Source organism: Brevundimonas sp. NPDC007368 (assembly GCF_042869015.1).
GTDB lineage: Bacteria > Pseudomonadota > Alphaproteobacteria > Caulobacterales > Caulobacteraceae > Brevundimonas.
The window spans coordinates 114014-138063 of sequence record NZ_JBIAFA010000004.1; the positions used below are offsets into that span (position 1 = coordinate 114014).

Annotated in this window: 25 protein-coding genes and 1 tRNA gene; 20 read left to right on the plus strand and 6 right to left on the minus strand. The window is 69.1% G+C overall.

Annotated features, from left to right (window positions below):
• Positions 1-40: 40 nt before the first annotated feature.
• Entirely contained in the window at positions 41-469 is a 429-nt protein-coding gene (locus ACFYLW_RS09690) for a hypothetical protein (RefSeq protein WP_312064634.1), read from the minus strand.
• Between the two features lie 86 nt (positions 470-555).
• Here ACFYLW_RS09690 and ACFYLW_RS09695 point away from each other — a divergent pair, with 86 nt between their 5' ends.
• Genes ACFYLW_RS09695 through ACFYLW_RS09705 form a run of 3 tightly spaced genes read left to right on the plus strand, consistent with a single transcriptional unit; the run spans position 556 to position 4220 of the window.
• The gene (locus tag ACFYLW_RS09695) at positions 556-1332 is read left to right on the plus strand and encodes an NYN domain-containing protein (protein ID WP_312064635.1); all 777 of its coding nucleotides are present in this window, start codon (positions 556-558) and stop codon (positions 1330-1332) included.
• Positions 1333-1377: 45 nt separating this feature from the next.
• Positions 1378-3249, plus strand: a complete 1872-nt coding sequence (gene cobT, locus ACFYLW_RS09700) for a cobaltochelatase subunit CobT (RefSeq protein WP_312064637.1) — start codon at positions 1378-1380, stop codon at positions 3247-3249.
• Positions 3246-4220 carry an esterase-like activity of phytase family protein gene (locus ACFYLW_RS09705; protein WP_312064639.1) on the plus strand — a complete coding sequence of 325 codons (975 nt, stop codon included), beginning with the start codon at positions 3246-3248 and terminating at the stop codon, positions 4218-4220. The genes cobT and ACFYLW_RS09705 overlap by 4 nt, the downstream gene beginning before the upstream one ends.
• Before the next feature lie 174 nt (positions 4221-4394).
• Here ACFYLW_RS09705 and ACFYLW_RS09710 read toward each other — a convergent pair whose 3' ends face one another.
• Genes ACFYLW_RS09710 through ACFYLW_RS09720 form a run of 3 tightly spaced genes read right to left on the minus strand, consistent with a single transcriptional unit; the run spans position 4395 to position 6153 of the window.
• Entirely contained in the window at positions 4395-4985 is a 591-nt protein-coding gene (locus ACFYLW_RS09710; RefSeq protein ID WP_312064641.1) for a demethoxyubiquinone hydroxylase family protein, read from the minus strand.
• Positions 4986-4995: 10 nt separating this feature from the next.
• On the minus strand, positions 4996-5535 hold the full coding sequence (locus tag ACFYLW_RS09715; RefSeq protein WP_312064642.1) for a disulfide bond formation protein B: 540 nt from the start codon (positions 5533-5535) through the stop codon (positions 4996-4998).
• 36 nt (positions 5536-5571) lie between these two features.
• Positions 5572-6153, minus strand: a complete 582-nt coding sequence (locus ACFYLW_RS09720) for a YqaA family protein (RefSeq protein WP_312064643.1) — start codon at positions 6151-6153, stop codon at positions 5572-5574.
• A 193-nt stretch (positions 6154-6346) separates the two neighbouring features.
• Here ACFYLW_RS09720 and hppD point away from each other — a divergent pair, with 193 nt between their 5' ends.
• The 15 genes from hppD (at position 6347) to ACFYLW_RS09795 (ending at position 19548) form a co-directional block, all read left to right on the plus strand.
• Positions 6347-7432 (plus strand): 4-hydroxyphenylpyruvate dioxygenase, encoded by a 1086-nt coding sequence (gene hppD / locus ACFYLW_RS09725; protein WP_312064644.1) that lies wholly within the window; start codon positions 6347-6349, stop codon positions 7430-7432.
• Positions 7433-7618, plus strand: coding sequence for a hypothetical protein (locus ACFYLW_RS09730; protein ID WP_312064645.1), 186 nt, complete (start codon positions 7433-7435; stop codon positions 7616-7618). It begins immediately after the preceding gene.
• Positions 7619-7646: 28 nt separating this feature from the next.
• Positions 7647-8726 carry an isoaspartyl peptidase/L-asparaginase gene (locus ACFYLW_RS09735; protein WP_312064647.1) on the plus strand — a complete coding sequence of 360 codons (1080 nt, stop codon included), beginning with the start codon at positions 7647-7649 and terminating at the stop codon, positions 8724-8726.
• Positions 8723-9091 carry a cupin domain-containing protein gene (locus tag ACFYLW_RS09740; RefSeq protein ID WP_312064648.1) on the plus strand — a complete coding sequence of 123 codons (369 nt, stop codon included), beginning with the start codon at positions 8723-8725 and terminating at the stop codon, positions 9089-9091. Before ACFYLW_RS09735 ends, ACFYLW_RS09740 begins: the two co-directional genes overlap by 4 nt.
• Positions 9088-9558, plus strand: coding sequence for an isoprenylcysteine carboxylmethyltransferase family protein (locus tag ACFYLW_RS09745; RefSeq protein ID WP_312064650.1), 471 nt, complete (start codon positions 9088-9090; stop codon positions 9556-9558). The genes ACFYLW_RS09740 and ACFYLW_RS09745 overlap by 4 nt, the downstream gene beginning before the upstream one ends.
• Complete coding sequence (locus ACFYLW_RS09750) at positions 9549-9839, plus strand: hypothetical protein (protein ID WP_312064651.1); 291 nt, start codon at positions 9549-9551, stop codon at positions 9837-9839. Before ACFYLW_RS09745 ends, ACFYLW_RS09750 begins: the two co-directional genes overlap by 10 nt.
• Positions 9840-9906: 67 nt before the next feature.
• A complete protein-coding gene (locus ACFYLW_RS09755) occupies positions 9907-10914 on the plus strand; it encodes a fumarylacetoacetate hydrolase family protein (RefSeq protein WP_312064652.1) in 1008 nt (335 codons plus the stop codon).
• A 62-nt stretch (positions 10915-10976) separates the two neighbouring features.
• A complete protein-coding gene (locus ACFYLW_RS09760) occupies positions 10977-11498 on the plus strand; it encodes a CcdC protein domain-containing protein (protein ID WP_312064653.1) in 522 nt (173 codons plus the stop codon).
• Complete coding sequence (locus tag ACFYLW_RS09765) at positions 11495-12313, plus strand: hypothetical protein (RefSeq protein WP_312064655.1); 819 nt, start codon at positions 11495-11497, stop codon at positions 12311-12313. The genes ACFYLW_RS09760 and ACFYLW_RS09765 overlap by 4 nt, the downstream gene beginning before the upstream one ends.
• Positions 12314-12378: 65 nt before the next feature.
• Positions 12379-12463, plus strand: a tRNA-Leu gene (locus ACFYLW_RS09770).
• A gap of 186 nt (positions 12464-12649) precedes the next feature.
• The gene (locus ACFYLW_RS09775) at positions 12650-13213 is read left to right on the plus strand and encodes a TetR/AcrR family transcriptional regulator (RefSeq protein WP_313471920.1); all 564 of its coding nucleotides are present in this window, start codon (positions 12650-12652) and stop codon (positions 13211-13213) included.
• A complete protein-coding gene (locus tag ACFYLW_RS09780; protein ID WP_292085530.1) occupies positions 13210-14895 on the plus strand; it encodes an MFS transporter in 1686 nt (561 codons plus the stop codon). Before ACFYLW_RS09775 ends, ACFYLW_RS09780 begins: the two co-directional genes overlap by 4 nt.
• 13 nt (positions 14896-14908) lie before the next feature.
• Positions 14909-16030, plus strand: a complete 1122-nt coding sequence (locus ACFYLW_RS09785; protein WP_313471919.1) for an HlyD family secretion protein — start codon at positions 14909-14911, stop codon at positions 16028-16030.
• Positions 16031-16274: 244 nt separating this feature from the next.
• Complete coding sequence (locus ACFYLW_RS09790; protein WP_312065189.1) at positions 16275-17531, plus strand: multidrug effflux MFS transporter; 1257 nt, start codon at positions 16275-16277, stop codon at positions 17529-17531.
• 52 nt (positions 17532-17583) lie between these two features.
• On the plus strand, positions 17584-19548 hold the full coding sequence (locus ACFYLW_RS09795; protein ID WP_312065188.1) for a M1 family metallopeptidase: 1965 nt from the start codon (positions 17584-17586) through the stop codon (positions 19546-19548).
• A gap of 190 nt (positions 19549-19738) precedes the next feature.
• Here the strand turns inward: ACFYLW_RS09795 and ACFYLW_RS09800 are convergent, their stop codons facing one another.
• Entirely contained in the window at positions 19739-20170 is a 432-nt protein-coding gene (locus tag ACFYLW_RS09800; RefSeq protein WP_312065187.1) for a DUF488 domain-containing protein, read from the minus strand.
• Positions 20171-20245: 75 nt separating this feature from the next.
• Here ACFYLW_RS09800 and ACFYLW_RS09805 point away from each other — a divergent pair, with 75 nt between their 5' ends.
• Both ACFYLW_RS09805 and ACFYLW_RS09810 read left to right on the plus strand, forming a co-directional pair.
• Entirely contained in the window at positions 20246-21913 is a 1668-nt protein-coding gene (locus ACFYLW_RS09805) for an amidohydrolase (protein WP_312065186.1), read from the plus strand.
• 115 nt (positions 21914-22028) lie between these two features.
• Positions 22029-23003, plus strand: coding sequence for a complex I NDUFA9 subunit family protein (locus tag ACFYLW_RS09810; protein ID WP_312065185.1), 975 nt, complete (start codon positions 22029-22031; stop codon positions 23001-23003).
• Between the two features lie 189 nt (positions 23004-23192).
• Here ACFYLW_RS09810 and ACFYLW_RS09815 read toward each other — a convergent pair whose 3' ends face one another.
• Positions 23193-23999 carry an undecaprenyl-diphosphate phosphatase gene (locus ACFYLW_RS09815; RefSeq protein WP_312065184.1) on the minus strand — a complete coding sequence of 269 codons (807 nt, stop codon included), beginning with the start codon at positions 23997-23999 and terminating at the stop codon, positions 23193-23195.
• Between the last annotated feature and the right edge of the window lie 51 nt (positions 24000-24050).

Below are 24050 nucleotides of genomic sequence, written 5' to 3' on the forward strand. Positions count from 1 at the left end.
GAAAGGCCGGCGGGGCGACCCGCCGGCCTTTTTCGTTGGGCTAGCGCTTGCGGAAGCGCGCCGCGTCGGCGGCCAGACCCGCGCCCCAGTCGGTCGTGGGGTGATCGGGCTCGGGCACGAAGGGCAGCTCGCCGGCGACGCCGCGAATGGCCAGAGCCAGAGGCAGGGCGTAGTGGGGCATGAGACGCAGCGGCTTCCTGCGCTTGTCGGTCACGTCCCAGCCCAGGGCCTCGAAGGCCTCGGCCAGATCGGCGCCGGACAGGCGATGGATATCGTCCCAGTCGTCCGGCAGCGCGACAGCCTCGGCCGCATCGCCGCTCAGGCCGAACAGGGAGCCGGTCAGGGCGTCGATCTCGGGGAACTCGTCGCGGGCGTCGGGGTCGGCGTACCGCGGCTTCATCAGCGCCTTCAGTTCCAGATCATCGACGCCGGGCAGGTCGATCAGGCGGCGCAGGGGTGCATTGGTCATGGCCTGCTGTAGCACGCCCGACGCCGGTTGACCGCGCCCGCCCGCGGGTCGAGGCTGACGGCGTGTAAATCCAGAAGGCCTCGTCCATGCCGACCGACCTGCCCACCGCCGCCCGCGCGCCGCGCCTGGCCGTACTGATAGACGGCGAGAACGCCTCGGCCCGGATCGCGGAGGCCCTGTTCACCGAGATCGTCACCTTGGGCGAGGCCAGCGCCAGACGCATCTATGGAGACGCGGCCAATCCCTCGCTGAAGGGGTGGGTCGACGTTCTTCCGCTCTGGGCCATCCAGTGGCAGCAGAATTTCGCCAACACCAAGGGCAAGAACTCCGGCGACATCGCCCTGGTGATCGACGCCATGGACCTGTTGCACTCCGGGCGGTTCGACGGCTTCTGCCTGGTGTCGTCGGACAGCGATTTCACCCGGCTGGCGGCGCGCATCCGCGAGCAGGGCGTGCCGGTCTACGGCTTTGGCGAACAGAAGACGCCGGAGAGCTTCCGCCAGGCCTGCACTCGCTTCATCTACACCGAGGACCTGCCGATCCCGGCTTCGGCGACGACCGGTGACGCCGCGCCGCCCCCGCCCGCCCGTCGCAAACCATCCGCGGCCGTCCCCCTGATCACCGCAGCCATCGCGGCCGCCATCGCCGACATGGACGAGGACGGCGACGGCTGGGTCCATATCGGCCCCATCGGCAACCGGTTGAGGAACACCTATCCCGACTTCAGCCAGCGCACCTATGGCTACGCCAAGCTGTCAGACCTGATCCGCGACACGGGCCGCTTCGATGTGAAGAAAGGAGCTGGAAACGCCATGTATGCTCGCGTCAGGCCGAAGAAGGAGGCCGGCGGCAAGGCGAAGTAGCGCCCGCCCCCTTCCCCCGCGCGCGGGGTGGTCTATGTGTGGGCCATGGCCGCCGCAGAGACCCCGACCGAGACCTTCAAACGCGCACTGGCCAATGCCGCGCGCGCCCTGGCCGAGCAGGCCGAGCTGGAGGTCCACTTCGGTTCGGACGGACCGCGGCTGTCGAACGGCGTCCTGACCCTGCCCCATCCGCCGCGTGATCCCGGCGCGCCCGAAAGCGCGACCCTGCGTGGTCAGGCCGACCGCCTGGCCCTGCGGCTGGCCAATCATGACGAGGGGCTGAACGCCAGGCTGCGCCCGATCGACCAGACGGCGGCCGAGGTCTTTGACGCCGTCGAACAGGCCCGGGTCGAGGCCGTCGGCGCGCGCGAGCTGAAGGGGGTGCGCAACAATCTGAACGCCGCGCTTCTGACCCGGCTGGAGAAGTCGGGCGCCCTGAGGGCCGAGGCCGAACGGGTGCCGGTGGCCGAGGCCGCCGCCCTGCTGGTGCGCGAACGGCTGACGGGCGAGGCCGCGCCGGACGGCGCCAAATCTATGCTCGACCTGGTGCGCTCCAACATGGAGCTGAAGGCGGGCGCCGAACTGGACGCCCTGGCCGCCGTGGCCGATGACCAGACGGCCTTCGCCGCCCGACTGAAGGACGTGTTGCGGGCGCTGGACCTCGACCCCGGCGACGGTCAGGCCGAGGACGCCAACGACGAGGAGGGCGAGGACGAGCCCGACCAGTCTCAGCAGGATCAGCCCGACGAGCAGGAACAGGAAGAAGAGGACGGCGGCGAAGGCGGCCAGTCGCTGGAAGGCACGGCCGACGACCAGTCCGCCGAGGACGAGCGCCAGACCCGCCCCGACGGCGCCCCCGCCGAGCCCGACGGCGAGGCCTCGGACGACGGCCCCGAACTGAACGAAGGCGCCCTGCCCAACCGTCAGGACAGCCTCGACGACGGGCGCGCCGTCGACGCCTATCGCGTCTTCACATCCGTCTATGACGAAACCATCGGGGCCGAGGAACTGTGCGATCCGATGGAGCTGGACCGGCTGCGGTCCCTGCTGGACGCCCAGCTGGCCACCCTGTCGAGCGTGGTGTCGCGCCTGGCCAACAAGCTGCAGCGCCGCCTGATGGCGCAACAGAACCGCAGTTGGGCCTTTGATCTGGAAGAAGGCGTGCTGGACACGGCCCGTCTGACCCGCGTCATCACCGATCCGACCAGCCCCCTGTCGTTCAAGATGGAGAGCGAGAGCCCGTTCCGGGACACGGTCGTGACCCTGCTGATCGACAACTCGGGCTCGATGCGCGGGCGTCCGATCATGGTGGCGGCGGTCTGCGCCGACATCCTGGCGCGGACGCTGGAACGGTGCGGGGTCAAGGTCGAGATCCTGGGCTTCACCACCCGCGCCTGGAAGGGCGGCCAGTCGCGCGAGGCCTGGATCAGCGCCGGCAAGCCGGCCAACCCCGGCCGCCTGAACGACCTGCGCCACATCATCTACAAGTCGGCGGATGCGCCGTGGCGCCGGGCCAAGAAGAACCTGGGCCTGATGATGCGCGAGGGTCTGCTGAAGGAAAACATCGACGGCGAGGCCCTGACCTGGGCGCACGAGCGGCTGCTGGGACGCACCGAGTCGCGCCAGATTCTGATGGTCATCTCGGACGGATCGCCGGTGGACGACTCGACCCAGTCGGCCAACGCCGCCCTCTATCTGGACAAGCACCTGCGTCAGGTGATCGAGCAGATCGAGACGAAGTCGCCGGTCGAGCTGATCGCCATCGGCATCGGCCACGACGTGACCCGCTGGTATCGCCGCGCCGTGACCATCGTCGACGTCGAGCAACTGGCGGGCGTCATGACCGAGAAGCTGGCCGAGCTGTTCGAGGCCAAGCCCAAGACCGTGGCCCGATCTGCGGGGAAACGCGCGGCGTGAACCGGCGGATCTATGTCGCGGCGCTGGCGGCGCTGACGCTGGCGGCCTGCGCCGGCGCGGTCGTGACCTCGCAGCCGTGGTCGCCCACGCCCGAGGCCGATGGCTGGACGCCGGTCAGCGCCTCCACACGGACGGTCGGGCTGGGCCTGCCCGGCGCGGCGGCGCTGGGGCAAGGCGTGCGCTTCGCCGGGGGCGTGACCGTGCTGGCGGGCATGGACTCGCCCTTGCACAGCCTGTCCGACCTGAAGCTGACCGGCGACGGCGGCTTCATCAGCGTCTCCGACGTCGGCGATCTGGCGCGCGGCAAGCTGGCGCTGGACGGGCGCGGGCGGCTGATCGGACTGGAAGGCCTGCATGTGCGCCGCCTGACCCTGACCGACGGCACGCCGATCAGCCAGAAGATGGAGGGCGACGCCGAAGGGCTGGCGATCACCACCGGCGGCGACCTGCTGGTCAGCTTCGAGCGCGACCACCGTATCTGGAACTATGGCCCGCTGACCGCGATGCGAAACCCGCAGGCCGTGCGACGGCCCGACTTCCCCTTTGCTGAAAATGACGGAATGGAGGGGCTGGCGGCCTCCGGCGACGGCTGGCGGGTTGCGGGCGAGTCCGGCGGGGTCTGGGACTGTTCAGCCCTGCGTTGCGCGGTTGTGACCGCCCCGCCCGAGACGCCGCTGCTCGACAGCGACTATCGCATCACCGGCATGGATCGCGATCCGGCGGGCGGCTGGTTCGTGGTGCAGCGCTCCTATCGCGCGCCCATCGACGTGCGGGCGCGGGTGCGGCGGATGGCGGCGGACGGGACCCTGGGGCCGGTGCTGATCGAGCTGAAGCTGCCGGGCACGACGGACAATTTCGAGGGAATCGCAGCCGAGCGGCGCGGCGACCGGACGCGCCTCTACATCCTGTCCGACGACAACTTCAACGCCGTGCAGCGGACCATGATGCTGGCGTTTGATGTAGCCGCCTGATCCTTCTCCCCTTGCGGGAGAAGGTGGCAGCCGAAGGCTGACGGATGAGGGGTGTCGGCGCAGTCGGAAAAAAGCGAAGGCAGAGCGCATTGCGCACACTAGAAAAATGTCGCGCTGACACCCCTCATCCGAGCGCCTTCGGCGCCCACCTTCTCCCTCAAGGGGAGAAGGGCGCTAGATCCGTTCGCTGATCTTGATGGCGGCCTTGCAGCCGACCTTGATGACGCTGGAAAGCAGGCGGTAGGCCGGGGCTTCGCGGCTGCCGTGTTCGATGGCGTGGTCGTGGTGGGCCAGTTCCTCTTCGCGGAACTTCGTCAGTTCGGCGGCCAGTTCGGGATCGCGCTCGCGGACCTCCTCGATCTGGTCGGCATAGTGTTTTTCGATGACGCTCTCCACCGCCTCGGTGCAGGCGTGGGCGGCCTTCTCGCTGATCAGAGCCGTGCCGGCGCCGAGCGCCGTGGCGGCCAGCTTCCACAGCGGGATCATGGCCGTGGGGCGGACGCGGTTTTCCGTCAGCAGGGCCTCGAAGCGGGCCAGGTGGACGGCCTCGTGCCCCTCCATCTCGGTCAGGTCGGCGGCGATGGCGGCCTTGCCCTTGCGGCCTTCCAGCACGGCGCGCTGGGCGCGGTAGATGTGGACGGCGGCGAACTCGCCCGCGTGATCGACGCGCAGCATTTCGGCCATGCGGGCGCGGGTCTGACCCACGCCGGGGCGGGCCAGGGGGATGCGGCGAGCGGCGGCGACGGTGTCGGATGCCTCGGTCATGATCGCTTCCTTACGCCTTCGGCGCGCGCGCGTCCTTGGGACGTTTCGCCGCCAGCAGGCTGAAGATCGCCAGCGCCAGGGACACGAAGAAGTTCCAGCCCGCCATGGAAATCCCGAACAGGCTCCACGGCACGTCGCCGCAACCGACGATGGGCTTCATCTCGGCGGTGCCGTCGGCCAGGGCGCTGAGGGCGCTGAGGTCGATGGTGGTCGAGGGGATGGCCGAACAGGTGGCCGGCAGGTCCCACCACTTCAGCTCGCCGCCGGCATGGAAGCCGGCCGTGATCGCCCCGGTGAAGAAGACGGCGGCCAGCAGGAAGGAGGCGATGCGCGGCGTGCCGCGGCTGGCGCGGCTGAACACGGCCCAGAAGGTGGCGGCCCCGGCGATGGCCACGGCGGCCCAATAGACCTCGCGCTGCTTGAGGCAGAGGTTGCAGGGCGCCAGGCCCGCGAACCGCTCGAAGGCGTGGGCCGCGCCCAGCATGGCCAGAGAGGCCGCCAGAGCAAAGGCGGTCCACCAGCGGGTCAGGCGTTGATACAGGCGCGTCATGGCGCCTTTCTTAGCCTCAGCCGAGGCCCGCGTCGATCAGTGTCCGATCAGCTTGACGGCAAAGAAGGCCCCGACCAGCAGAACCACGAAAAGCACGGTGAAAAGCGCCAGTCTTTTCTCGATCACGGCCAGCATGGGCTCGCCCCAGCGCTTGAGCACAAAGGCCACCAGGAAGAAGCGGGCGCCGCGCGTGATCACGCACAGGGCGACGAACAGGGCCAGATTGAACTGGAAGATGCCCGAGGCGATGGTGATCAACTTGAACGGGATCGGCGTCAGCCCCTTGATCAGAATGACCCAGGCGCCGTGCTGCTGGAACAGGGCCTTGGAGGCCTCGAACGCATCCGCCTTGCCGAGAACGGCCAGCATCCACATCCCGACCGGCTCAAGAAAATAGCCGATGGCGTAGCCCAGCAGGCCGCCCAGCACCGAGGCGATGGTGCAGACCGTGGCGTAGAAATAGGCGCGCTCGGGCTTGGCCAGCACCATGGGCGCCAGCATGACGTCGGGGGGAATGGGGAAGAAGGAGCTCTCCGCGAAGGAGACCACGGCCAGCGACCGGGTCGCGTGACGGTGGCGGGCCAGGGAGAAGACCCAGTCATAAAGCTTGCGAAGCATACAGGCGTCCCGGTTGAGCCTGCGGCTCCTAGCAGGATGAAGGCCCGCGCGCACCCGTTGATCGGCGGCTGCGACACCGCAACGTGTCCTGTTTCGATGCAGCCCCGCCTTGCGCCCGACCGGGGCCGCCCATTAGGTTCCGCCCCAATCGGCGGCAGAGGTCGCCCTAAAAGACAGTATGAGGAGACGCGCCATGATGGACGCCGCCAAACTCGACCAGGAAAATCCGCTGGGCGTGGACGGTTTCGAATTCGTCGAATTCACCGGTCCCGAGCCGGAAGCCATGATCGCCCGGCTGGAGCTGATGGGCTTCACCCAGACCCATGTGAACCCGACCACGGACGCGGTGCGCCTGAAACAGGGCGACATCACCATGCTGGTCAACCGCAGCCCCAAGGGCCAGGCGGCGGACTTCGCCAAGGACCACGGTCCCTCGGCCAACGGCATGGCCTTCCGCGTCGCCGACGCCAAGGCGGCCTATGAGGGCGCGCTGGCGCGCGGCGCCCGCGCCGCCGAGGGCGTCCACGGCGGGGCCCTGGGGAACGACTATCCCTACATCCTGCAAGGCATCGGCGGCAGCTTGCTGTATGTCATCGACCAGTATGGCGAGCACGGCTCGCTGTATGACGCCTGGGATGAGATCGAGGGCTGGGAAGAGGCCGAGCGCAAGAACTCGATGGGTCTGGAGATCCTCGACCACCTGACCCACAACGTGCGTCGCGGCGAGATGCGCACCTGGTCGGGCTTCTATGGTTCGGTGTTCAACTTCGAAGAGCAGAAGTATTTCGACATCAAGGGCAAGGCCACCGGCCTGTTCTCGCAGGCCATGATCGCGCCCGACCGCGCCATCCGCATCCCGCTGAACGAGAGCCAGGACGACAATTCGCAGATCGAGGAGTTCCTGCGTCGCTATAACGGCGAAGGCATCCAGCACATCGCCCTGACCACCGAGAACATCTACGAGACGGTCGAGGCCATGAAGGCTCGCGGCGTGGACTTCCAGGACACGATCGAGACCTATTTCGAACTGATCGACAAACGCCTGCCGGGTCACGGCGAGGACGTGGAGCGGATGCGCAAGAACCGCATCCTGATCGACGGCTCGGACGAGGAAGGCCTGCTGCTGCAGATCTTCACCCAGGACACCTTCGGCCCGATCTTCTTCGAGATCATCCAGCGCAAGGGCAACGAAGGCTTCGGCAACGGCAACTTCCAGGCCCTGTTCGACTCCATCGAGCTGGACCAGATCCGTCGCGGCGTCATCAAGGTCGACGCCTGAATGAAGATGCGGCCGCCGCACTGGCTGCCCTGGCTCGGTCCGCTTCTGGCGGCCGGGGCCGGGGCGCTGGCCGGGGAATACTGGCTGGGGGGAGGCTTCTGGATGGTGCTGTTGGCGGCGCTGGTCTGCGGCTTCGCCCCCATCCTCGGCTACCGCATCTGGAAACGACTGCACCACCGGCGCTGAGGGGCGCCGTCAACCGGGGAAACCGTCGATGAAATCCGCCCTGACCGCCGCAGCCGTCCTGATCCTGCTGGCGTCGCCTGCCTTTGCCCAGGAGGCGCCGACCTGGTCGCTGGCCATTCACGGCGGGGCGGGCGTCATCGAGCGCGCCAACCTGAGCCCGGAACGCGACGCGGCCTATCGCGCCGGTCTGCAGGCGGCGCTGGACGCCGGGTCGGCGGTGCTGGCCCAGGGCGGCTCGGCGCTGGACGCGGTTCAGGCGGCGGTTGAAACGATGGAGGACAATCCCCTGTTCAACGCCGGGCGCGGGGCGGTCTTCACCGCCGCCGGCAAGAACGAACTGGACGCCGCCGTGATGAACGGCGTCGACCGCAGCGCCGGGGCCGTGGCCGGCCTGACCCGCACTCGTCACCCCATTGCGGCGGCTCGGGCGGTGATGGAGCGGTCTCCCCACGTCATGCTGATCGGCGAGGGCGCCGAGACCTTCGCCGCCTCGGCTGGTCTGGAACAGGTCGAGCCGGGCTTCTTCTTCACCGAGAGCCGCTGGCAGGCCCTGCTGAAGGCCTTGCGCGACAAGGGCCTGCCCCTGCCGCCGCGCCCGCAAGGCGCGCCGCCGGAACCGGCCACCCTGTCCCGGCCCGTCCCGCTGGCCTCGCTGAATGAAGCCCCGCTGGACGAGCGCAAGTTCGGCACCGTCGGCGCCGTGGCCCTGGACAGTCAGGGCCGTCTGGCCGCCGCGACCTCGACCGGCGGCATGACCGCCAAGCAGTGGGGCCGGGTCGGCGACGTGCCGGTGATCGGCGCGGGCACCTACGCCTCCAACGCCGACGGCTGCGCCGTCTCGGCCACCGGATCGGGCGAGTATTTCATCCGGGCCACCGTCGCCCGTGACATCTGCCACCGCACCGCCGCGGGCATGGGCGTTCAGGCCGCCGCCGACGCCGAGATCGCGGACGTCGCCTCGATCGGCGGCGACGGCGGCGTCATCGTCATGGGCAAGGACGGGACGGTCGCCTTCTCGATGAACACCTCAGGCATGTATCGCGGCGAGGCCGGTTCGGGCCGCGCCGCGCGCGTCGCCATCTACGCCGATGAGGACGCCTCGCGATGACCGGGCAGGTCGTCGATCTGGCGCAGAAGTTCGGCGGCTTTTCCGACCACTGGCGGCCGCGCGTCGCCGCGCAACTGAACGGGCAGGACGTGCGGCTGGTCAAGGTTCAGGGGGTCTTTCCCTGGCACAGCCACGCCGAGGCCGAGGAGATGTTCCTGGTCTGGAAGGGCCGCTTCCGGGTCGAGTTCCGCGATCGCGTGGAGACGCTGGAGCCCGGCCAGTTCATCGTCGTGCCGCGCGGCGTCGAGCATCGCACCGCCGCCGACGAGGAGGCCGAGGTGATGATCTTCGAGCCCTCGGACGTCATCAACACCGGCGACGCCCCGACCTCCGACTTCACCGCGCCCTCGGGGCAGACGATATGAGCACGCCCGACCATCCCGGCGTCATCGCCCCGCCGCCGCTGATCTATCTCGGCTTCCTGCTGGCCGGGTTCGGGATCGGGCGGCTGGTCAGCGAGCCGTCGCTCGGCCTCGACGTCGACTGGCGACGCGGCCTGGCCTTCATTCTGGTGATCGGCGGCCTGCTGCTGGACGGGATCGCGGCGGGGACCTTCCGCCGTCTGGGCACCCCGCCCGAGCCGTGGAAGCCGACCACGGCGCTCGCGACCGGGGGCCTCTACCAGTACAGCCGCAACCCCATCTATGTCGGGTTCGCGATCACCTACGCCGGCTTCGCCCTGGCCATGGACAGCCCGGTCGCCCTGGCCATGCTGGCCCCCTGCCTGATCGTGATCGACCGCTTCGTCGTCGCCCGCGAGGAGCGCTATCTGACGGCGAAATTTGGCGCCGAGTATCAAGCCTATCAAGGAAAGGTCCGCCGATGGCTGTGACCCCGAACCGTCCTGCCCCGCATGCCGACGAACTGTCGGAAATGGCCATCGAGGAACTGGACGCCGCCTGCGGCCTGTTGTGGGTCGAGATGAAGGCCATCACGCCCTGGGGTGATGTCTATGAGGGCATGGCCCCGTCCGGCCGCGCGGTCGAGATCGAGCGCCGCTACCTGTGGGCGCACGAGCCCGCGGGCGCCATCGCCGTCGAGGTCGAGGTGCGCGACCCGGCCCTGCGCACCGGCGCCGAGGCCCGCGCCGTCATCGCGCCCCCGAACAGTTGATCGAACGGCGTCCGCGCCAGCCATGTCTCCGCTTCCCAATCCCCTCGCCCAAGACTAGCTTCACCCCATGAAACTCGCCTCGCTCAAGCACGGCCGTGACGGCCGCCTCGTCGTCGTCTCCAAGGACCTGAACTGGTTCACGGACGCCTTTCTGATCGCGCCCACGCTGCAGGCGGCGCTGGATGACTGGGACCGTTGCGAGCCGCTGTTGCGCGCCCTGGCCGAGAGCCTGGAGCACGAGGCCGTTCCGCGCGCCCGCTTCCACGAGCGCGACGCCGCCGCCCCCCTGCCCCGCGCCTATCAGTGGGCCGACGGCTCGGCCTATGTGAACCACGTCGAACTGGTGCGCAAAGCCCGCAACGCGGAGATGCCGGCGACCTTCTGGACCGACCCGCTGATGTATCAGGGCGGCTCGGACCACTTCATGGGTCCGCGCGACGCCATCCCGCTGAAGGACGAGGCCTGGGGCTGCGACCTGGAGGCCGAGATCGTGGTCGTGACCGGCGACGTGCCCCTGGGCGCCAGCCGCGACGAGGCCCTGGCCTCGATCCGTCTGGTCGGTCTGGTCAACGACGTCAGCTTGCGCAACCTGATCCCCGGCGAACTGGCCAAGGGCTTCGGCTTCGTCCAGTCCAAGCCGGCCAGCGCCCTGTCGCCGGTCTTCGTCACGCCCGACGCCCTGGGCGATCGCTGGAAGGACGGCAAGCTGTCCGGCGCCCTGTCGGTGCAGCTGAACGGCAAGGACTTCGGTCAGGCCGACGCCGGCGTGGACATGACCTTCGACTTCGGCGTGCTGATCGCCCACCTGGCCAAGACCCGCGCCCTGATCGCCGGGTCGATCATCGGCTCGGGCACGGTGTCGAACAAGGACGCCGACGGCGGTCCGGGCAAGCCGGTGGCCGAGGGCGGTCTGGGCTATTCCTGCATCGCAGAGGTCCGCACCGTCGAGACCATCCTGACCGGCGAGGCGAAGACGCCCTTCCTCAAGCATGGCGACACCGTCCGCATCGAGATGCTGGACGACAGGCACCACACCATCTTCGGCGCCATCGAACAGACGGTCGCGCCCGCCTGATCTCCGCTTTTCGAGCGCCGTTCGCCGGGCTAGGCTGACGGCGCTCGGAGGGGAGTTTCCGCATGTCGCCGCAAACCATGGGCCCGCTGATCGGCATCGCCGTGGCCCTGATCATCATCCTGCTGCGCAACCGGCGCAAACGGACCCTGCGGCCGCACCTGCTGTGGGTCATGCCCCTGCTGGTCACCACAGCGATCGGCTTCGGCCTGTGGGCCAACACCCAGCACCCGCATTTCGGCCCCCTGGCCTGGATCGCCTTCGTGGTCGCCCTGGCCCTGGGCGGCGTCGCCGGCTGGTGGCGGGGCAAGACCATCACCATCGAGAAGGAGGCCGACGGCTCGCTGAAGGCCCAGGCCTCGCCCCTGGGGCTGATTCTGGTGATCGGCCTGTTCGCCGCGCGGGCGGGCCTGCGGGAAGTCATGCAGACCAATGCGGCCGCCTGGCATCTGGACGCCGTGGTCGTCACCGACGCCTTCATGCTGTTCGCGATCGGCCTGATCGTCATGCAGCGCGTCGAGATGTACATCCGCGCCCGCCGCGTTCTCGCGGGCGGAACCGACAGCCATGTGGAGGTTGCAGCATGAGCCCTGTTCGACACATCGCGACGGCGGCGCTTCTTTCAGCCCTGTCCATGTCGGGTCCAGCGGCGGCCCAGGACGCTGCGCCCCCGGCGCCGGCCGAAGTCAATCCGCCTGCCGACTGGGACATGGTGCGCGATCCGCGCAAGAAGATGGTCGCGGCCTACGTCAGCCTCGACAGCGGCGTCAGCGTCATCCTGCGCTGTTCCGACGGCGTCTATGACGCCCTGGTGTCGGGCCTGCCCGAAGCGCCCCGACGGGACACGCGCGTGCTGCGGATTTCCTATGACGATCATTTCCACGCCGAGACCTGGAATGTCGCGACCGTCCGCTCCACAGCCCTGAGCGCCCTGCCGGCGCCTTTCGCCCGCAAGCTGCGCGAAGGCGGCAAGGTGTCCATCGTGGTCCCCGACGGCGCCGGACCGGGCCGCAACCTGCGGCATGATCTGGAACTGCCGCGCTCCTCGACCGCCGTGGACGAGACCCTGACCGCCTGCAACCGGCCTCTGGTCGACGCTCGGGACGCCGCTCTGCCGGACCTCGACGAATACGGACAGTCGCCCAGGGTGACCTGGGCGCGCCCGCCGCGGCCCGCCTATCCCTTCCCGGCGAAATACACCGCCGGTTTCGCCATGCTGTCCTGCATGGCCCTGCCGGACGGACGCCTGGACGCCTGCCTGGTGGAAAGCGAGTTCCCCGTTGACGGCGGCTTCGGAAAGCAGGCGCTGAAGAGCACGGACGACGCCCGGCTCCAGTCGTCGGACGGCGCCCCCGTCTCGCCCCGGCTCGTCGTGTTTCGCACCAACTTCATGATGCGCTGATTTTCCAGGCCTGGCGATTGACCCGGCGCATTCCCTCGCTAGATTGCGCGGCCTCCCAGACCTGTGCCGGTGTGGTGGAATTGGTAGACGCGCTGGATTCAAAATCCTGTTCCGAGAGGAGTGCCGGTTCGAGCCCGGCCACCGGCACCACATCTGGATGAGCGCCCGAGGGCGCGCCCCCCTTTCGTCATCATCATCGCCCGGAACGCAGCCTTAGCCGTTCTGGCGCATTCCGCTGTGCAAGGAGGGATTCGCCCGCGCCCGCACACAGCGAAACAAAGAATGAGTCCGACCGCTCTTGATTAAGCGGACACAAGTGTCCACTTGGCGATCTTCATGACCCGTCCCCTGCGAAAAGACGCCGCCGAACGCCGCGAGGCCCTGCTGACGGCCGCCGCTGAAGCCTTTGCACGCGACGGGCTGGACACGCCGCTGCACGTCATCGCCGAGCAGGCGGGCGTGGGCCGGGCGACGCTTTATCGCAACTTCGCCGACCGGTCCGAACTGGCCCTGGCGGTTTTCGTGGGACAGATCGACGACCTGCACGAACGCACCCAGGCCCGCCTCGATGATCCCGAGGTCTTCCTGTGGTTTCTCGGCCAGATGGTCGAGCTGATGATCCAGAGCGCGGGCCTGGCCAGCGCCATCCGCGATCTGAAGGACGAAGCCCTGGCCCCGATCCGCAGCGGGCTGAAACGCGCGGGGGCCGAAGCGCTGGCGGTGTCGCAGGCCGCGGGACGGGTGCGCCCCGATCTGAGCGTGGAGGACACGCGCGTTCTGGCCCTGATGCTGGGGGCGCCGTCGCGCACTGTCGGGGCGGCCGACCGGGATCAACTGAGTCGCCGGGCGCTGGAGCTGGTGCTGGACGCCGTTCGGCCTCGGCCGGAGCCGCTCACATGAGCCGCCGCGACTGGAACCTGCCCTGGGACGAGTATCTGGCGACGCTGAAGCCGCACGAGCGGCCCGCCCTGCCCGGCTCGCCCGCCACGCCCGACCATTCGACGCCGATGCGCTGGGCCTATGCCGCCGTGGGCATTCTGGTCGCCCTGACCGGCAGCCTCGGCAATGCCGCGGTGACGGCCAACATCCCGCAGCTGGCGGGCGATCTGGGCGTGACCATCGCCGAGGCGACCTGGCTGCCCGTCATCTTCGTCATGACCAACGCCTGCATGAACCTGCTGCTGGTCAAGTTCCGGATGCAGTACGGGCTGCGGCTGTTCACCGAGATCATCCTGATGGTCTTCCTGGCCACGGCGGCCGCGCACCTCTTCCTCGAGGACTTCGGCTCGACCCTGGTGGTGCGCGGCATCGCCGGGATCGCGGCGGCGGGCATGTCGACCCTGGGCATCCTCTACATCATCCAGGCCTTCCCGGCGCAGCACCGCCTGAAGGGCATCATCATCGGCGTGGGCCTGTCCAGCCTGGCCATCCCCCTGGCGCGGCTGGGGGTCGGGCCGCTGCTGGACCATGATCTGTGGCGGGCGGTCTACATGTTCGACCTGGGGCTGGTGCTGATCGCCCTGCCCGCCGTCTTCGCGCTGAAGATGCCGCCGTCGCAGCGGGTGAAGACCTTCGAGAAGCTGGACTTCGTCACCTTCGCCCTGTTCGCGCCGGGCGTGGCCCTGCTGACGGCCGTCCTGGGGCTGGGTCGCATCGTCTGGTGGACCGAGGCGGCGTGGATCGGCTGGGCCCTGGTCGGCGCCCTGGTCCTGCTGACCGCCGCCGCCGTCATCGAGTACAACCGCGCCAATCCGCTGATCGACCTGAAATGGCTGGCGGGCGGCGACATCGTGCGGCTGCTGCTGGCCATCCTGCTGGTGCGGATCGTCCTGTCGGAGCAGACGACCGGCGCGGTCGGCTTCCTGCAACAGATGGGTCTGGGCAATGACCAGATGCATGGCCTGTTCTGGGTCATGCTGCTGGCCACGGCGGCGGGGACCCTGACCAGCGCCCTGACCCTGAATCCCATGAAGCTGTGGAAGCCCATCTCCATCGCGCTCGCCCTGATCGCCGTCGGCGCCTTCATGGACAGCCATGCGACGGTGCTGACCCGGCCGGTGAACCTCTATTTCAGCCAGGCCCTGCTCGCCTTCGCCGCCGCCTTCTTCATCGGCCCGACCATGATCATCGGCTTCGGCAAGGTCTTGCAGGGCGGCGGCAAGAACCTGATCAGCTTCATCGTCGTCTTCTCGATCGGCCAGAACATCGGCGGCCTGATGGGCTCGGCCCTGATCGGCACGATCCAGACGATCCGCGAGAAGTATCATTCCAACCAGCTGGCCGAGCACATCGACCTGGGCGATCCCGAGGTGGTGCTGCGGCTGCAGCAGCTGGGCGGGGCCTACGCCCACACCCTCGGCGACGCGGCCCAGCGCCAGGGCGCGGCGCTGAAGCTGCTGCAGCAGCAGGTCAGTCAGCAGGCTCAGGTGCTGGCCTACAACGACGTCTTCCTGCTGATCTCGGGCGCCGCCGCCGTCGGCGCGCTCTGGGTCGCCGCGAACCATTTCCGCCCCCGTATCGAGGCGCGCCGCGCCGCCAACCGCCAGGCGGCCGAGGCCGCCGCCGCCGCCGCTGTCGAATGACCCGGACCCGACCATGACCGACGCCACTCCCGCCCCTGCTCAAGCCCCCGCCGCTCCGGCTCCGGCCGCGCCCCCGCCGCCCGCCGCCGCTCCGCAACCGTCCAGCGGACGCAGGGTCATGATCAGCGTGGTGCTGGTCCTGATCGCCCTGGTCGGGGTCGGTCTGATCCTGCACGCCTGGCGCCTGCCGCCGTTCGACGGGGGGCCGCAGACCACCGACAACGCCTATGTGCGCGGCCAGGTGACCGTCATCAGTCCCCAGGTCAGCGGCTATGTGACCTCGGTCGAGGTGCAGGATTTCCAGACGGTCCAGCCCGGCCAGTTGCTGGCGACCATCGACGACCGCATCTATCGCCAGCGTCTGGAACAGGCGCAGGCGGCCCTGCATTCCGCTGAAGCGGCCCTGGCCAACTCCGCCCAAAGCCAGGCATCGGCGCGCGGGTCGGTCGCCCAGACCCGCGCCTCCATCGCCGGCGCCGAATCCGCCGTGACCAAGGCGCGCGCCGACGCCCAGCGCGTGCGCACCCTGTTCGCCGGCGGCTGGGTGGCCCAGGCCCAGGTGGATACCGCCCAGAACGCCCTGCGCGCCGCCGAGGCCCAGTTGGCCGCCGCCCGCGCCGCCGAAGGCGTGGCCCAGACCGGCGTCACCTCGGCGGTCGTCAGCAAGGGCTCGCTGGAAGCCGCCGTCGAGAACGCCCGCGCCCAGGTCCGTCTGGCCCAGATCGACCTGGACAATACCCGCATCGAGGCTCCGCGCGCCGGACGTCTGGGCGAGGTCGCGGTACGCGTCGGCCAGCAGGTCGCGGTCGGCACGCAACTGACCGCTCTGGTCCCCGATACGGTCTGGGTCACGGCCAATATGAAGGAGACGCAGATGCGCGACATCCGCGTCGGCCAGTCCGTCGAGATCTCGGTCGACGCCCTGGGCGGACAACCCCTGAAGGGCAAGGTCGAACGCATCTCGCCCGCCGCCGGGTCCGAGTTCAGCGTCATCCGCCCCGACAACGCCACCGGCAACTTCACCAAGGTGGCCCAGCGCATCCCGGTCCGCATCTCCATCGATCCGGGTCAGGAGGCCGCAGCCCGACTGGCCCCCGGCATGTCGGTCGTGGCGCGGATTCAGGTGCGGGAGTAGGCCTCCTCGCCGTCACCCCGGACGCCCCGCAGGGGCGATCCGGGGGCCAGGCGCCAGCCCCGGGCAGGACGCAGACATAAGCAACCGCCTGGGTTCCGGGTTCGCTGCGCGCCCCGGAATGACGGCAGGGAGACGAAGGGCATGACCAAATGGCTCAGCCCGAGCGCCGCCCTGTCTTGTTGCAACGCAAAATTCATGACGATCCGGGGTTGCGTCAGCCTGACGCAGCCCGCATCTGGTCCCGATGACCTCCGCCCCGACCACCACCACCGCCGCTCCCAAGGGGCCGGGGTTCGCCGAATTCGTCTGCCTGATCGCCATCATGATGGCGATGAACGCCCTGGCCATCGACGCCATGCTCCCGGCCCTGCCGCACATCGGCGAGGATCTGGGCGTGGTCAACGAGAACACCCGCCAGTGGGTCATCACCGCCTATCTGCTGGGTTTCGGCGGGGCGCAGCTGTTCTACGGCCCGCTGGCGGACCGGTTCGGTCGGCGGCCTATCCTTTTCATCGGCATCGGCCTCTATGTCGGCTTCAGCATCCTGGCCGCCTTCGCCCATTCGTTCGAGTGGCTGATCCTGTCGCGCATCGGCATGGGCCTGGGCTCGGCGGCGACACGGGTGCTGGCCGTCTCCATCGTGCGCGACCGCTATTCCGGGCGGACCATGGCGCGGGTCATGTCGCTGAGCTTCCTGGTCTTCCTGGGCGTGCCCATCCTGGCGCCGACCGTCGGGCAGCTGATCATGCTGGTGGCGCCCTGGCGCTGGATCTTCGGCTTCTTCGCCCTGTTCGGCGGCAGCTTCCTTTTGTGGGCCGCCCTGCGCCTGCCCGAGACCCTGCACCCCGAAGACCGCATGCCGATCAAGGTCAAGCGCATCGCCGGCGCCTTTGGTCAGGCCCTGAGCAGCCGCATCGGCATGGGCTACACCCTGGCCATGACGGCGATCAGCGGCGCCCTGTTCGCCTTCATCAACTCTTCGCAGCAGATCTTTTTCGACGTCTTCAAGTCGCCCGGCCTGTTCACCACCGTCTTCGCCATGGTGGCCGGCGGCATCGCCCTGGCCTCGGTGCTGAACTCGCGCATGGTGGAAAGGCTGGGTTCGCGCCTGATCGCCCACACGGCCCTGTTCGGCTTCATCGGCTTCAGCCTGCTGCACGCGGCCATCGCCTATGCCGGGCATGACAGCCTGTGGGTCTTCGCCGCGCTTCAGGCCTGCAAGATGTTCTGCTTCGGCTTCATCGCCGGCAATTTCGGCTCCATGGCCATGGAGCCCATGGGTCATATCGCCGGCACGGCGGCCTCGGCCCAGGGCTTCATCTCGACCATCGGCGGGGCCCTGCTGGGCTTCTGGATCGGCCAGCATTTCGACGGCACCACCGTGCCGATGACGGTCGGGTTCGCGGCGCTGGGCGTCGTCGCCCTGCTGCTGGTTCTGGCCGCCGAGAAGGGACGCCTGTTCAAGGCCCACCACCTGCGGCCGATGCCGGCGAAGGCTTGATCTTTCCGGCGCGAGGGAGCCTTTTCGCACGCATCTGAATACGGAGCGTTCGATGACCCTGAAGCTGGTTGGGCAGGTTTCCGCCCTCGCCCTCGCCGCCGCCCTTGTCTCTTCCCTCGGCGCCTGCGCCACCGCGCCCGGAGGATCGGACATGACCGCGCCCGCCGCCACGCCTGCGACGCCCGCCTTCGCCTATGCTGACGACATCCATTCCAACGCCCGCCCGGCCGAGGCGCGGGTCGGCCATGTGGCCCTGGACCTGACCGCCGACTTCGCGGCCAAGACCCTGTCGGGCTCGGCGACGCTGGACGTCACCGGCCGCGTCGGCGCGACCGAGGTCGTGCTGGACACCAAGAACCTGAACATCCGCGGCGTGCGCGACGCCCAGGGCCGCCCGTTGCGCCATGAGCTGGGCGCCGTGGACGCCATCAAGGGTCAGGCCCTGACCGTCCACCTGCCCGCCTTCGCCGGTAGCGAAGTGCAGAAGGTCGTCGTCGACTATTCCACCCGTCCCGACGCGGCGGCCCTGCAGTGGCTCAGCCCGCAGCAGACGGCGGGTGGGCAGAAGCCCTATCTGTTCAGCCAGGGCCAGGCCATCCTGACCCGCACCTGGGTCCCGACCCAGGACAGCCCCGGCATCCGCCAGACCTATTCGGCCCGCGTGGTCGCGCCCGCCGACCTGACCGTGGTCATGTCCGCCGAGCACCTGACGCCGGCCGGCGAAGCCGCCGTTGCCGGTCAGAAGGCCTGGCGCTTCGACATGGATCGTCCGATCCCGCCCTATCTGATGGCCATCGCCATCGGCGACATCGCCTTCGCCTCGTTCGACGGCCGCACCGGGGTCTGGACCGAGCCGAGCCGCCTGGAAGCCGCCCGCGCAGAACTGCAGTCCACCCCGCGCATGGTGGACGCGGCCGAGGCGCTTTACGGCCCTTATCGCTGGGGCCGCTATGATCTGCTGGTCCTGCCGCCCAGCTTCCCCTTCGGCGGGATGGAGAACCCGCGCCTGACCTTCGCCACCCCGACCATCATCGCCGGGGATCAGTCGCTGGTCTCGCTGGTGGCGCACGAACTGGCCCACAGCTGGTCGGGCAATCTGGTCACCAACGCCACCTGGTCGGACATCTGGCTGAACGAAGGCACCACGGTCTATTTCGAGAACCGGATCATGGAGGCCCTCTATGGTCGCGACCGCGCCATGCAGGAGCAGGTTCTGGGCTGGGGCGAGCTGTCAGCCGAGCTGGCGACCACGGCGCCGGACGATACGAAACTTCACATCGACCTGACCGGACGCGACCCCGACGACGGCCTGTCGGGCGTGCCCTATGAGAAGGGCGCGGCCATGCTGCGCACCATCGAGCGCATCGTCGGGCGCGAGACCTTCGACGCCTGGCTGCGCGGCTATTTCGACCGCCACGCCTTCCAGCCCATGACCGACGTCGGCTTCCTGGCCGACATCCGCGAGCACCTGATCAAGGGCGACGCCGCGCTGGAGGCCCAACTGCAGCTGGAGAACTGGATCTACCAGCCCGGCATGCCGTCGAACTGGGTCCCGCCGGTGTCCCACGCCTTCGAGGCCGTGGATCAACAGGCCAAGGCCTTCTTCGCCGACAAGGGCCCGGCCTCGGCCATCGACTGGAAGAACTGGAACACCCAGCAGCGCCAGCGCTTCCTGGCCTGGCGCCCCGAAGGTCTGGCGGCGGGTGCCGACTGGCTGACCACGGCGCAACTGGCCGATCTGGAGAAGACGCTGAACCTGGCCAATGAAGGCAACGCCGAGCTGACCTTCGCCTGGCTGCAGATCGCCCTGGCGCACCGCTATGAACCGGCCGTCGCCACCGCCGACCGCTTCCTGACCAGCCAGGGCCGCCGCAAGTTCGTCCTGCCCCTGTTCCAGACCCTGTGGAACGAAGGCGACTGGGGCCGGGCCAACGCCACGCGCATCTACGCCAAGGCCCGGCCGCTCTATCACCCTGTCACGACGGGTTCGGTGGACCAGCTGGTGGGCCGTCCGTAACGAAAAGATCCTCCCCCGCAGGCGGGGGAGGGGGACCGCGCAGCGGTGGAGGGGGCGGCTGCAGCCGCCGCCCTCAGCCCCTGGATCGCCGCTTTCGGAGGTCCAAAATTCCAAGCTGCGGGGCCATGATCTCGCCCCCTCCACCATGCTGCGCATGGTCCCCCTCCCCCGCTGCGCAGGGGAGGATCAGTTACAGATCCACCACCTCAACCCCGTCCTCGCGGGCCAGCCGGTCAGCGAGGACGGCGCGGTGGCAACCGCAGGCCTCGGCCTCGAAACACAGCAGGGCGACGCGCTTTTCGCTCGCCACATGGCGCAGCTGCTGGAAGGCGGCTTCGGCGTCGGGCTCCTGCATATGGGCGTTGAAGACGGCGTGCATGGTCGCCACGTCGCCCTTCCTCGCCGCGTCGCGCCCGGCCTTGGGCGTGCCCAGCGCCCGCAGTTGCAGATAGTCCAGCCCCTCGGCCTTCAGGCTCTCGCCCAGCACCGTCTTGGAAAAGCCCGCGATGCGCGACGAGGCCACGGCGCGCACGTCGGCCACCAGTTCGACGCCCGCCGCCTTCAGCCGCTCGATGACCTCGGGTTGGGTGGAGCCTTCATAGCCGATGGTGAACAGCTTCATGCGGCGATGATGCGCGCAGGATCGCTTGACGCCAAGCCCGGCTGCGGCTCCCCTGCCCCCGACCTGGAGGCGCTGATGTTCCGAACCCTGAAGACGACCCTTCCGCTGGCCGCCGCCCTGATGGCCGCCGCCGCGCCCGCCGCCTTCGCCCAGAACCTGCTGATCCGGGGTGGGACCATCCACACTGGCGTCGAGGCGGCGCCCACCGCCGAGGTCGTGGCCGTACGCGACGGGCGGATCGCCTATGTCGGCGCGGCGGCCGGCGCGCCTTCGAGCGACGGGCTGGAGGTCGTGGACCTGAGGGGCGCGACCTTGTTTCCCGGCTTCACCGACGGCCACGCCCATCTGGATGGCATCGGCTGGCGCGAGATGACGCTGAACCTGGAAGGCTCGGCCTCGGTCGTCGAGGCCATGGCGCGGCTGAGCGACTGGGCCAGGGCCCACCCCGAGGGGGTCATCGTCGGGCGCGGCTGGATCGAGACCCACTGGCCCGAGAAACGCTTCCTGACCGCCGCCGATCTGGACGCCGCCGCCCCCGGTCGCGTGGTGCTGCTGAGCCGCGCCGACGGCCATGCGGTCGCCGTCTCCAGCGCAGCGCTGAGCGCCGCCGGGGTCGATGCGGCGACGCCCGGCCCCTCGGGCGGCGAGATCCTGAAAGACGCCGACGGCCAGCCGACGGGTCTGCTGGTGGACGGAGCCATGGTTCTGGTCGAGCCGCTCATGCCCCAGGCCGACGCGGCGGCGACACGCGCGGCCTATCGCGCGGGCTTCGGCGTCTATGCCCGCTACGGCTGGACCGGGGTCCACTTCATGAGCGCGCCGTGGAAGGACGTGCCCCTGATGGAGGCGATGGCGCGCGAGGGCGAGGCGCCGCTGCGGGTCTATAACAGCATCGACATGGGCGACGCCCGCGCCCTGATGGCGGGCGGACCGCGCGACGCGGACGACGGGCGGATCATCACCCGGGCCGTCAAGTTCTACGCCGACGGCGCCCTGGGTTCGCGCGGGGCCAAGCTGTTTCAGCCCTATTCGGATCGCCCCGACACGTCTGGCCTGATGCTGGCGTCGCGGGAGACGGTCATGCCCCTGTATCAGGAAGCCCTGCGCACCGGCGTCCAGATCGCCACCCACGCCATCGGCGATCAGGGCAACCACGACGTCGCCGCTTGGTACGAGGAGGCGCTGCGGTCCGTGCCCAAGACCGAGTGGAAGCTGGCCGATCCGCGCTGGCGCATCGAGCACGCCCAGATCATCCGGCCCAGCGACTATCACTACTTCGACGACCTGCCGATCATCGCCTCGATGCAGCCCAGCCACGCGATCGGCGACCTGCATTTCGCGGCGGACCGACTGGGCGACGCCCGACTGGACGGAGCCTATGCCTGGCATACCCTGGTGGATCGCGGCGTGATCGTGGTCGGCGGGTCGGACGCCCCGGTCGAGCGCGGCGATCCCCTGATCGAGTTCTACGCCGCCGTGGCGCGGCGCGACCTCAACGGCTTCCAGGGGCCGGACTGGCGCCCGAACGAGGCCGTGGACCGGGCGACGGCGCTGAAGATGTTCACCCTGTGGCCCGCCTACGCCAGCTTCCGCGAGAAGGAGCTGGGCACCATCGAGGTCGGCAAGCGGGCGGACTTCTCCGCCTTCAACATCGACCTGATGACCGTGCCCGCCGCCGACATCCCCAAGGGCCATGCGGTCCTGACCGTGGTCGATGGTCGGGTGGTTTACAGGGCGGACTAAAGGCCCAACTCGCCCCGCTGTGCGTTGCGGCGGGGCGGCGCATCGGTTAAGCCCCGCCCATGGAATTCTCCTCCGGTCGCCCGTTGCGGCCGGGGTTTGGCGTTGGAGCGCTCAGATGGCTGATTTCGCCCCCGGACTGGTCACCGTTTTCGGCGGCTCGGGCTTTGTCGGAACCCAGGTGGTGCGAGCCCTGGCCAAGCGCGGCTGGCGCGTGCGCGTCGCCGTGCGCAAGCCGGCCCTGGCCTATGAACTGCGCATGGCCGGCGACGTCGGCCAGGTCCAGACCGTGCGCTGCGACATCACCGACAAGGCCGCCGTGGCCGAGGCGCTGAAAGGCGCCGACGCCGTGATCAACCTGGTCGGCATCCTGTTCGAGACCGGCGGCCGCAAGTTCGAGGCCCTGCACGTCGAAGGCGCCGTCAACGTCGCCGAGGCCGCCAAGGCCGCGGGCGTCAAGCGCCTGACCCATATGTCGGCCCTGGGCGCCGATGTGAACGGCAAGGCCGCCTATGCCCGCACCAAGGGCGCCGCCGAGGCCGCCGTGCGCGCCGCCTTCCCCGGCGCCGTGGTCATCCGCCCGTCGATCATCTTCGGCAAGGAAGACGCCTTCCTGAACAAGTTCGCCGCCATGGCGACTTTCTCGCCCGCCCTGCCCCTGATCGGCGGCGGCGTGACCAAGTTCCAGCCGGTCTATGTCGGCGACGTGGCCGAGGCCATCGCTCGCGCCACCGTCTCGCCGGAAGCCGAAGGCAAGACCTTCGAGCTGGGCGGACCGTCGGTCTGGACCTTCAAGGACATCCTGAAGTTCATCCTGCGCGAGACCAACCGCGATCGCTTCCTGGTCCCCGTGCCCTTCTTCGCCGCCCGTATCCTGGGGTCGCTGGCGCAGATTCCGGCGGCGATCGGCCTGAAGCCCGCCCTGACCAAGGACCAGGTCCTGCTGCTGGAGAACGACAATCTCGTCTCGCCGGGCGCCCAGGGTCTGGCCGAACTGGGCGTGGGGGCTACGGGTCTGGAAGCCATCGCCCCCAGCTATCTGTTCCGCTACCGCGTCGGCGGCCAGTACGCCGAAAGCCCGGCGGCGGCCTGATCGGGGCCAGTTACAAAAAGCCCCTCGGGACGCTGTCCCGAGGGGCTTTTCTTTGGGCGTTGACCTCTCCTCCCCACCATGTGGGGAGGTGGCGCGGCGGCGAAGCCGACGTGACGGAGGGGCCGCTTTCGCAGGAGCCCCTCCACCGCTACGCGGTCCCCCTCCCCACAGAGCGGGGAGGAAAGAAAGTTACAGCGCCCCGGTCACGGCCAGACCGACGATCCCCGCCACGCCCACCACGATGCGCCACCAGGCGAAGGGGCCGAAGCCGCGCTTGGACACGAAGTCGAGCAGGAAGCGCACCACCACCAGGGCCGTCAGGAAGGCGGCGACGAAGCCCACCGCGATCAAGCCGAAGTCGCTGAAGTCCAGAACGTCGCGGTTCTTGAACAGGTCATAGGCCACCGCCGCCCCCATGGTCGGCAGGGCCAGGAAGAAGCTGAACTCGGCCGCCGAACGCTTGTCGGTCTTGAGCAGCAGGCCGCCGGCGATGGTGGCGCCCGAGCGCGACACGCCAGGGATCATGGCCAGGCACTGGAAGAGGCCGATCAGGAAATAGATCCGCATCGGATAGCGGTCGGCGTCCAGATAGACCGGGAACTTGTCCACCCGATCCAGCCACAGAAGCAGCAGCCCGCCGACGATCAGGGCGATGCAAATGACCAGGGGCGTCTCGAACAGCACCGTCTTGATGAAACCGTAGGCGAAGAAGCCGATGACGGCGGCGGGCAGGAAGGCGACCAGCAGGCCGATCAGAAAGCGCCGCGCGGCCGGATCGAAGGGCCAGCGCGTCGCCAGCGTCCACAGCCGCTTGAAATAGACGCTGATGATGGCCAGCAGGGCGCCCAGCTGGATGACGATCTCGAACGTCTTGCCGGTGCTCTCGAAGCCGAGGAAATGCCCCAGCAGCAGCAGGTGTCCGGTGGACGACACCGGTATGAATTCGGTCAATCCCTCGACCAGACCCAGAAGGATCGCCGTCAGCCAGTCCGCCATGGAAACTCCGTCTCGACCGGCGACGGTTCGTCCGCCCCGGGCAGGCTTCTT

Coding starts and splice junctions, on each gene's coding strand:
- ACFYLW_RS09780 (WP_292085530.1), top strand. CDS start 13,210: ATGAGCCGCCGCGACTGGAACCTGCCCTGGGACGAGTATCTGGCGACG.
- ACFYLW_RS09695 (WP_312064635.1), top strand. CDS start 556: ATGCCGACCGACCTGCCCACCGCCGCCCGCGCGCCGCGCCTGGCCGTA.
- cobT (WP_312064637.1), top strand. CDS start 1,378: ATGGCCGCCGCAGAGACCCCGACCGAGACCTTCAAACGCGCACTGGCC.
- ACFYLW_RS09760 (WP_312064653.1), top strand. CDS start 10,977: ATGTCGCCGCAAACCATGGGCCCGCTGATCGGCATCGCCGTGGCCCTG.
- ACFYLW_RS09715 (WP_312064642.1), bottom strand. CDS start 5,535: ATGACGCGCCTGTATCAACGCCTGACCCGCTGGTGGACCGCCTTTGCT.
- ACFYLW_RS09735 (WP_312064647.1), top strand. CDS start 7,647: ATGAAATCCGCCCTGACCGCCGCAGCCGTCCTGATCCTGCTGGCGTCG.
- ACFYLW_RS09745 (WP_312064650.1), top strand. CDS start 9,088: ATGAGCACGCCCGACCATCCCGGCGTCATCGCCCCGCCGCCGCTGATC.
- ACFYLW_RS09810 (WP_312065185.1), top strand. CDS start 22,029: ATGGCTGATTTCGCCCCCGGACTGGTCACCGTTTTCGGCGGCTCGGGC.
- ACFYLW_RS09690 (WP_312064634.1), bottom strand. CDS start 469: ATGACCAATGCACCCCTGCGCCGCCTGATCGACCTGCCCGGCGTCGAT.
- ACFYLW_RS09750 (WP_312064651.1), top strand. CDS start 9,549: ATGGCTGTGACCCCGAACCGTCCTGCCCCGCATGCCGACGAACTGTCG.
- ACFYLW_RS09765 (WP_312064655.1), top strand. CDS start 11,495: ATGAGCCCTGTTCGACACATCGCGACGGCGGCGCTTCTTTCAGCCCTG.
- ACFYLW_RS09710 (WP_312064641.1), bottom strand. CDS start 4,985: ATGACCGAGGCATCCGACACCGTCGCCGCCGCTCGCCGCATCCCCCTG.
- hppD (WP_312064644.1), top strand. CDS start 6,347: ATGATGGACGCCGCCAAACTCGACCAGGAAAATCCGCTGGGCGTGGAC.
- ACFYLW_RS09785 (WP_313471919.1), top strand. CDS start 14,909: ATGACCGACGCCACTCCCGCCCCTGCTCAAGCCCCCGCCGCTCCGGCT.
- ACFYLW_RS09730 (WP_312064645.1), top strand. CDS start 7,433: ATGAAGATGCGGCCGCCGCACTGGCTGCCCTGGCTCGGTCCGCTTCTG.
- ACFYLW_RS09740 (WP_312064648.1), top strand. CDS start 8,723: ATGACCGGGCAGGTCGTCGATCTGGCGCAGAAGTTCGGCGGCTTTTCC.
- ACFYLW_RS09790 (WP_312065189.1), top strand. CDS start 16,275: ATGACCTCCGCCCCGACCACCACCACCGCCGCTCCCAAGGGGCCGGGG.
- ACFYLW_RS09775 (WP_313471920.1), top strand. CDS start 12,650: ATGACCCGTCCCCTGCGAAAAGACGCCGCCGAACGCCGCGAGGCCCTG.
- ACFYLW_RS09795 (WP_312065188.1), top strand. CDS start 17,584: ATGACCCTGAAGCTGGTTGGGCAGGTTTCCGCCCTCGCCCTCGCCGCC.
- ACFYLW_RS09815 (WP_312065184.1), bottom strand. CDS start 23,999: ATGGCGGACTGGCTGACGGCGATCCTTCTGGGTCTGGTCGAGGGATTG.
- ACFYLW_RS09755 (WP_312064652.1), top strand. CDS start 9,907: ATGAAACTCGCCTCGCTCAAGCACGGCCGTGACGGCCGCCTCGTCGTC.
- ACFYLW_RS09720 (WP_312064643.1), bottom strand. CDS start 6,153: ATGCTTCGCAAGCTTTATGACTGGGTCTTCTCCCTGGCCCGCCACCGT.
- ACFYLW_RS09800 (WP_312065187.1), bottom strand. CDS start 20,170: ATGAAGCTGTTCACCATCGGCTATGAAGGCTCCACCCAACCCGAGGTC.
- ACFYLW_RS09805 (WP_312065186.1), top strand. CDS start 20,246: ATGTTCCGAACCCTGAAGACGACCCTTCCGCTGGCCGCCGCCCTGATG.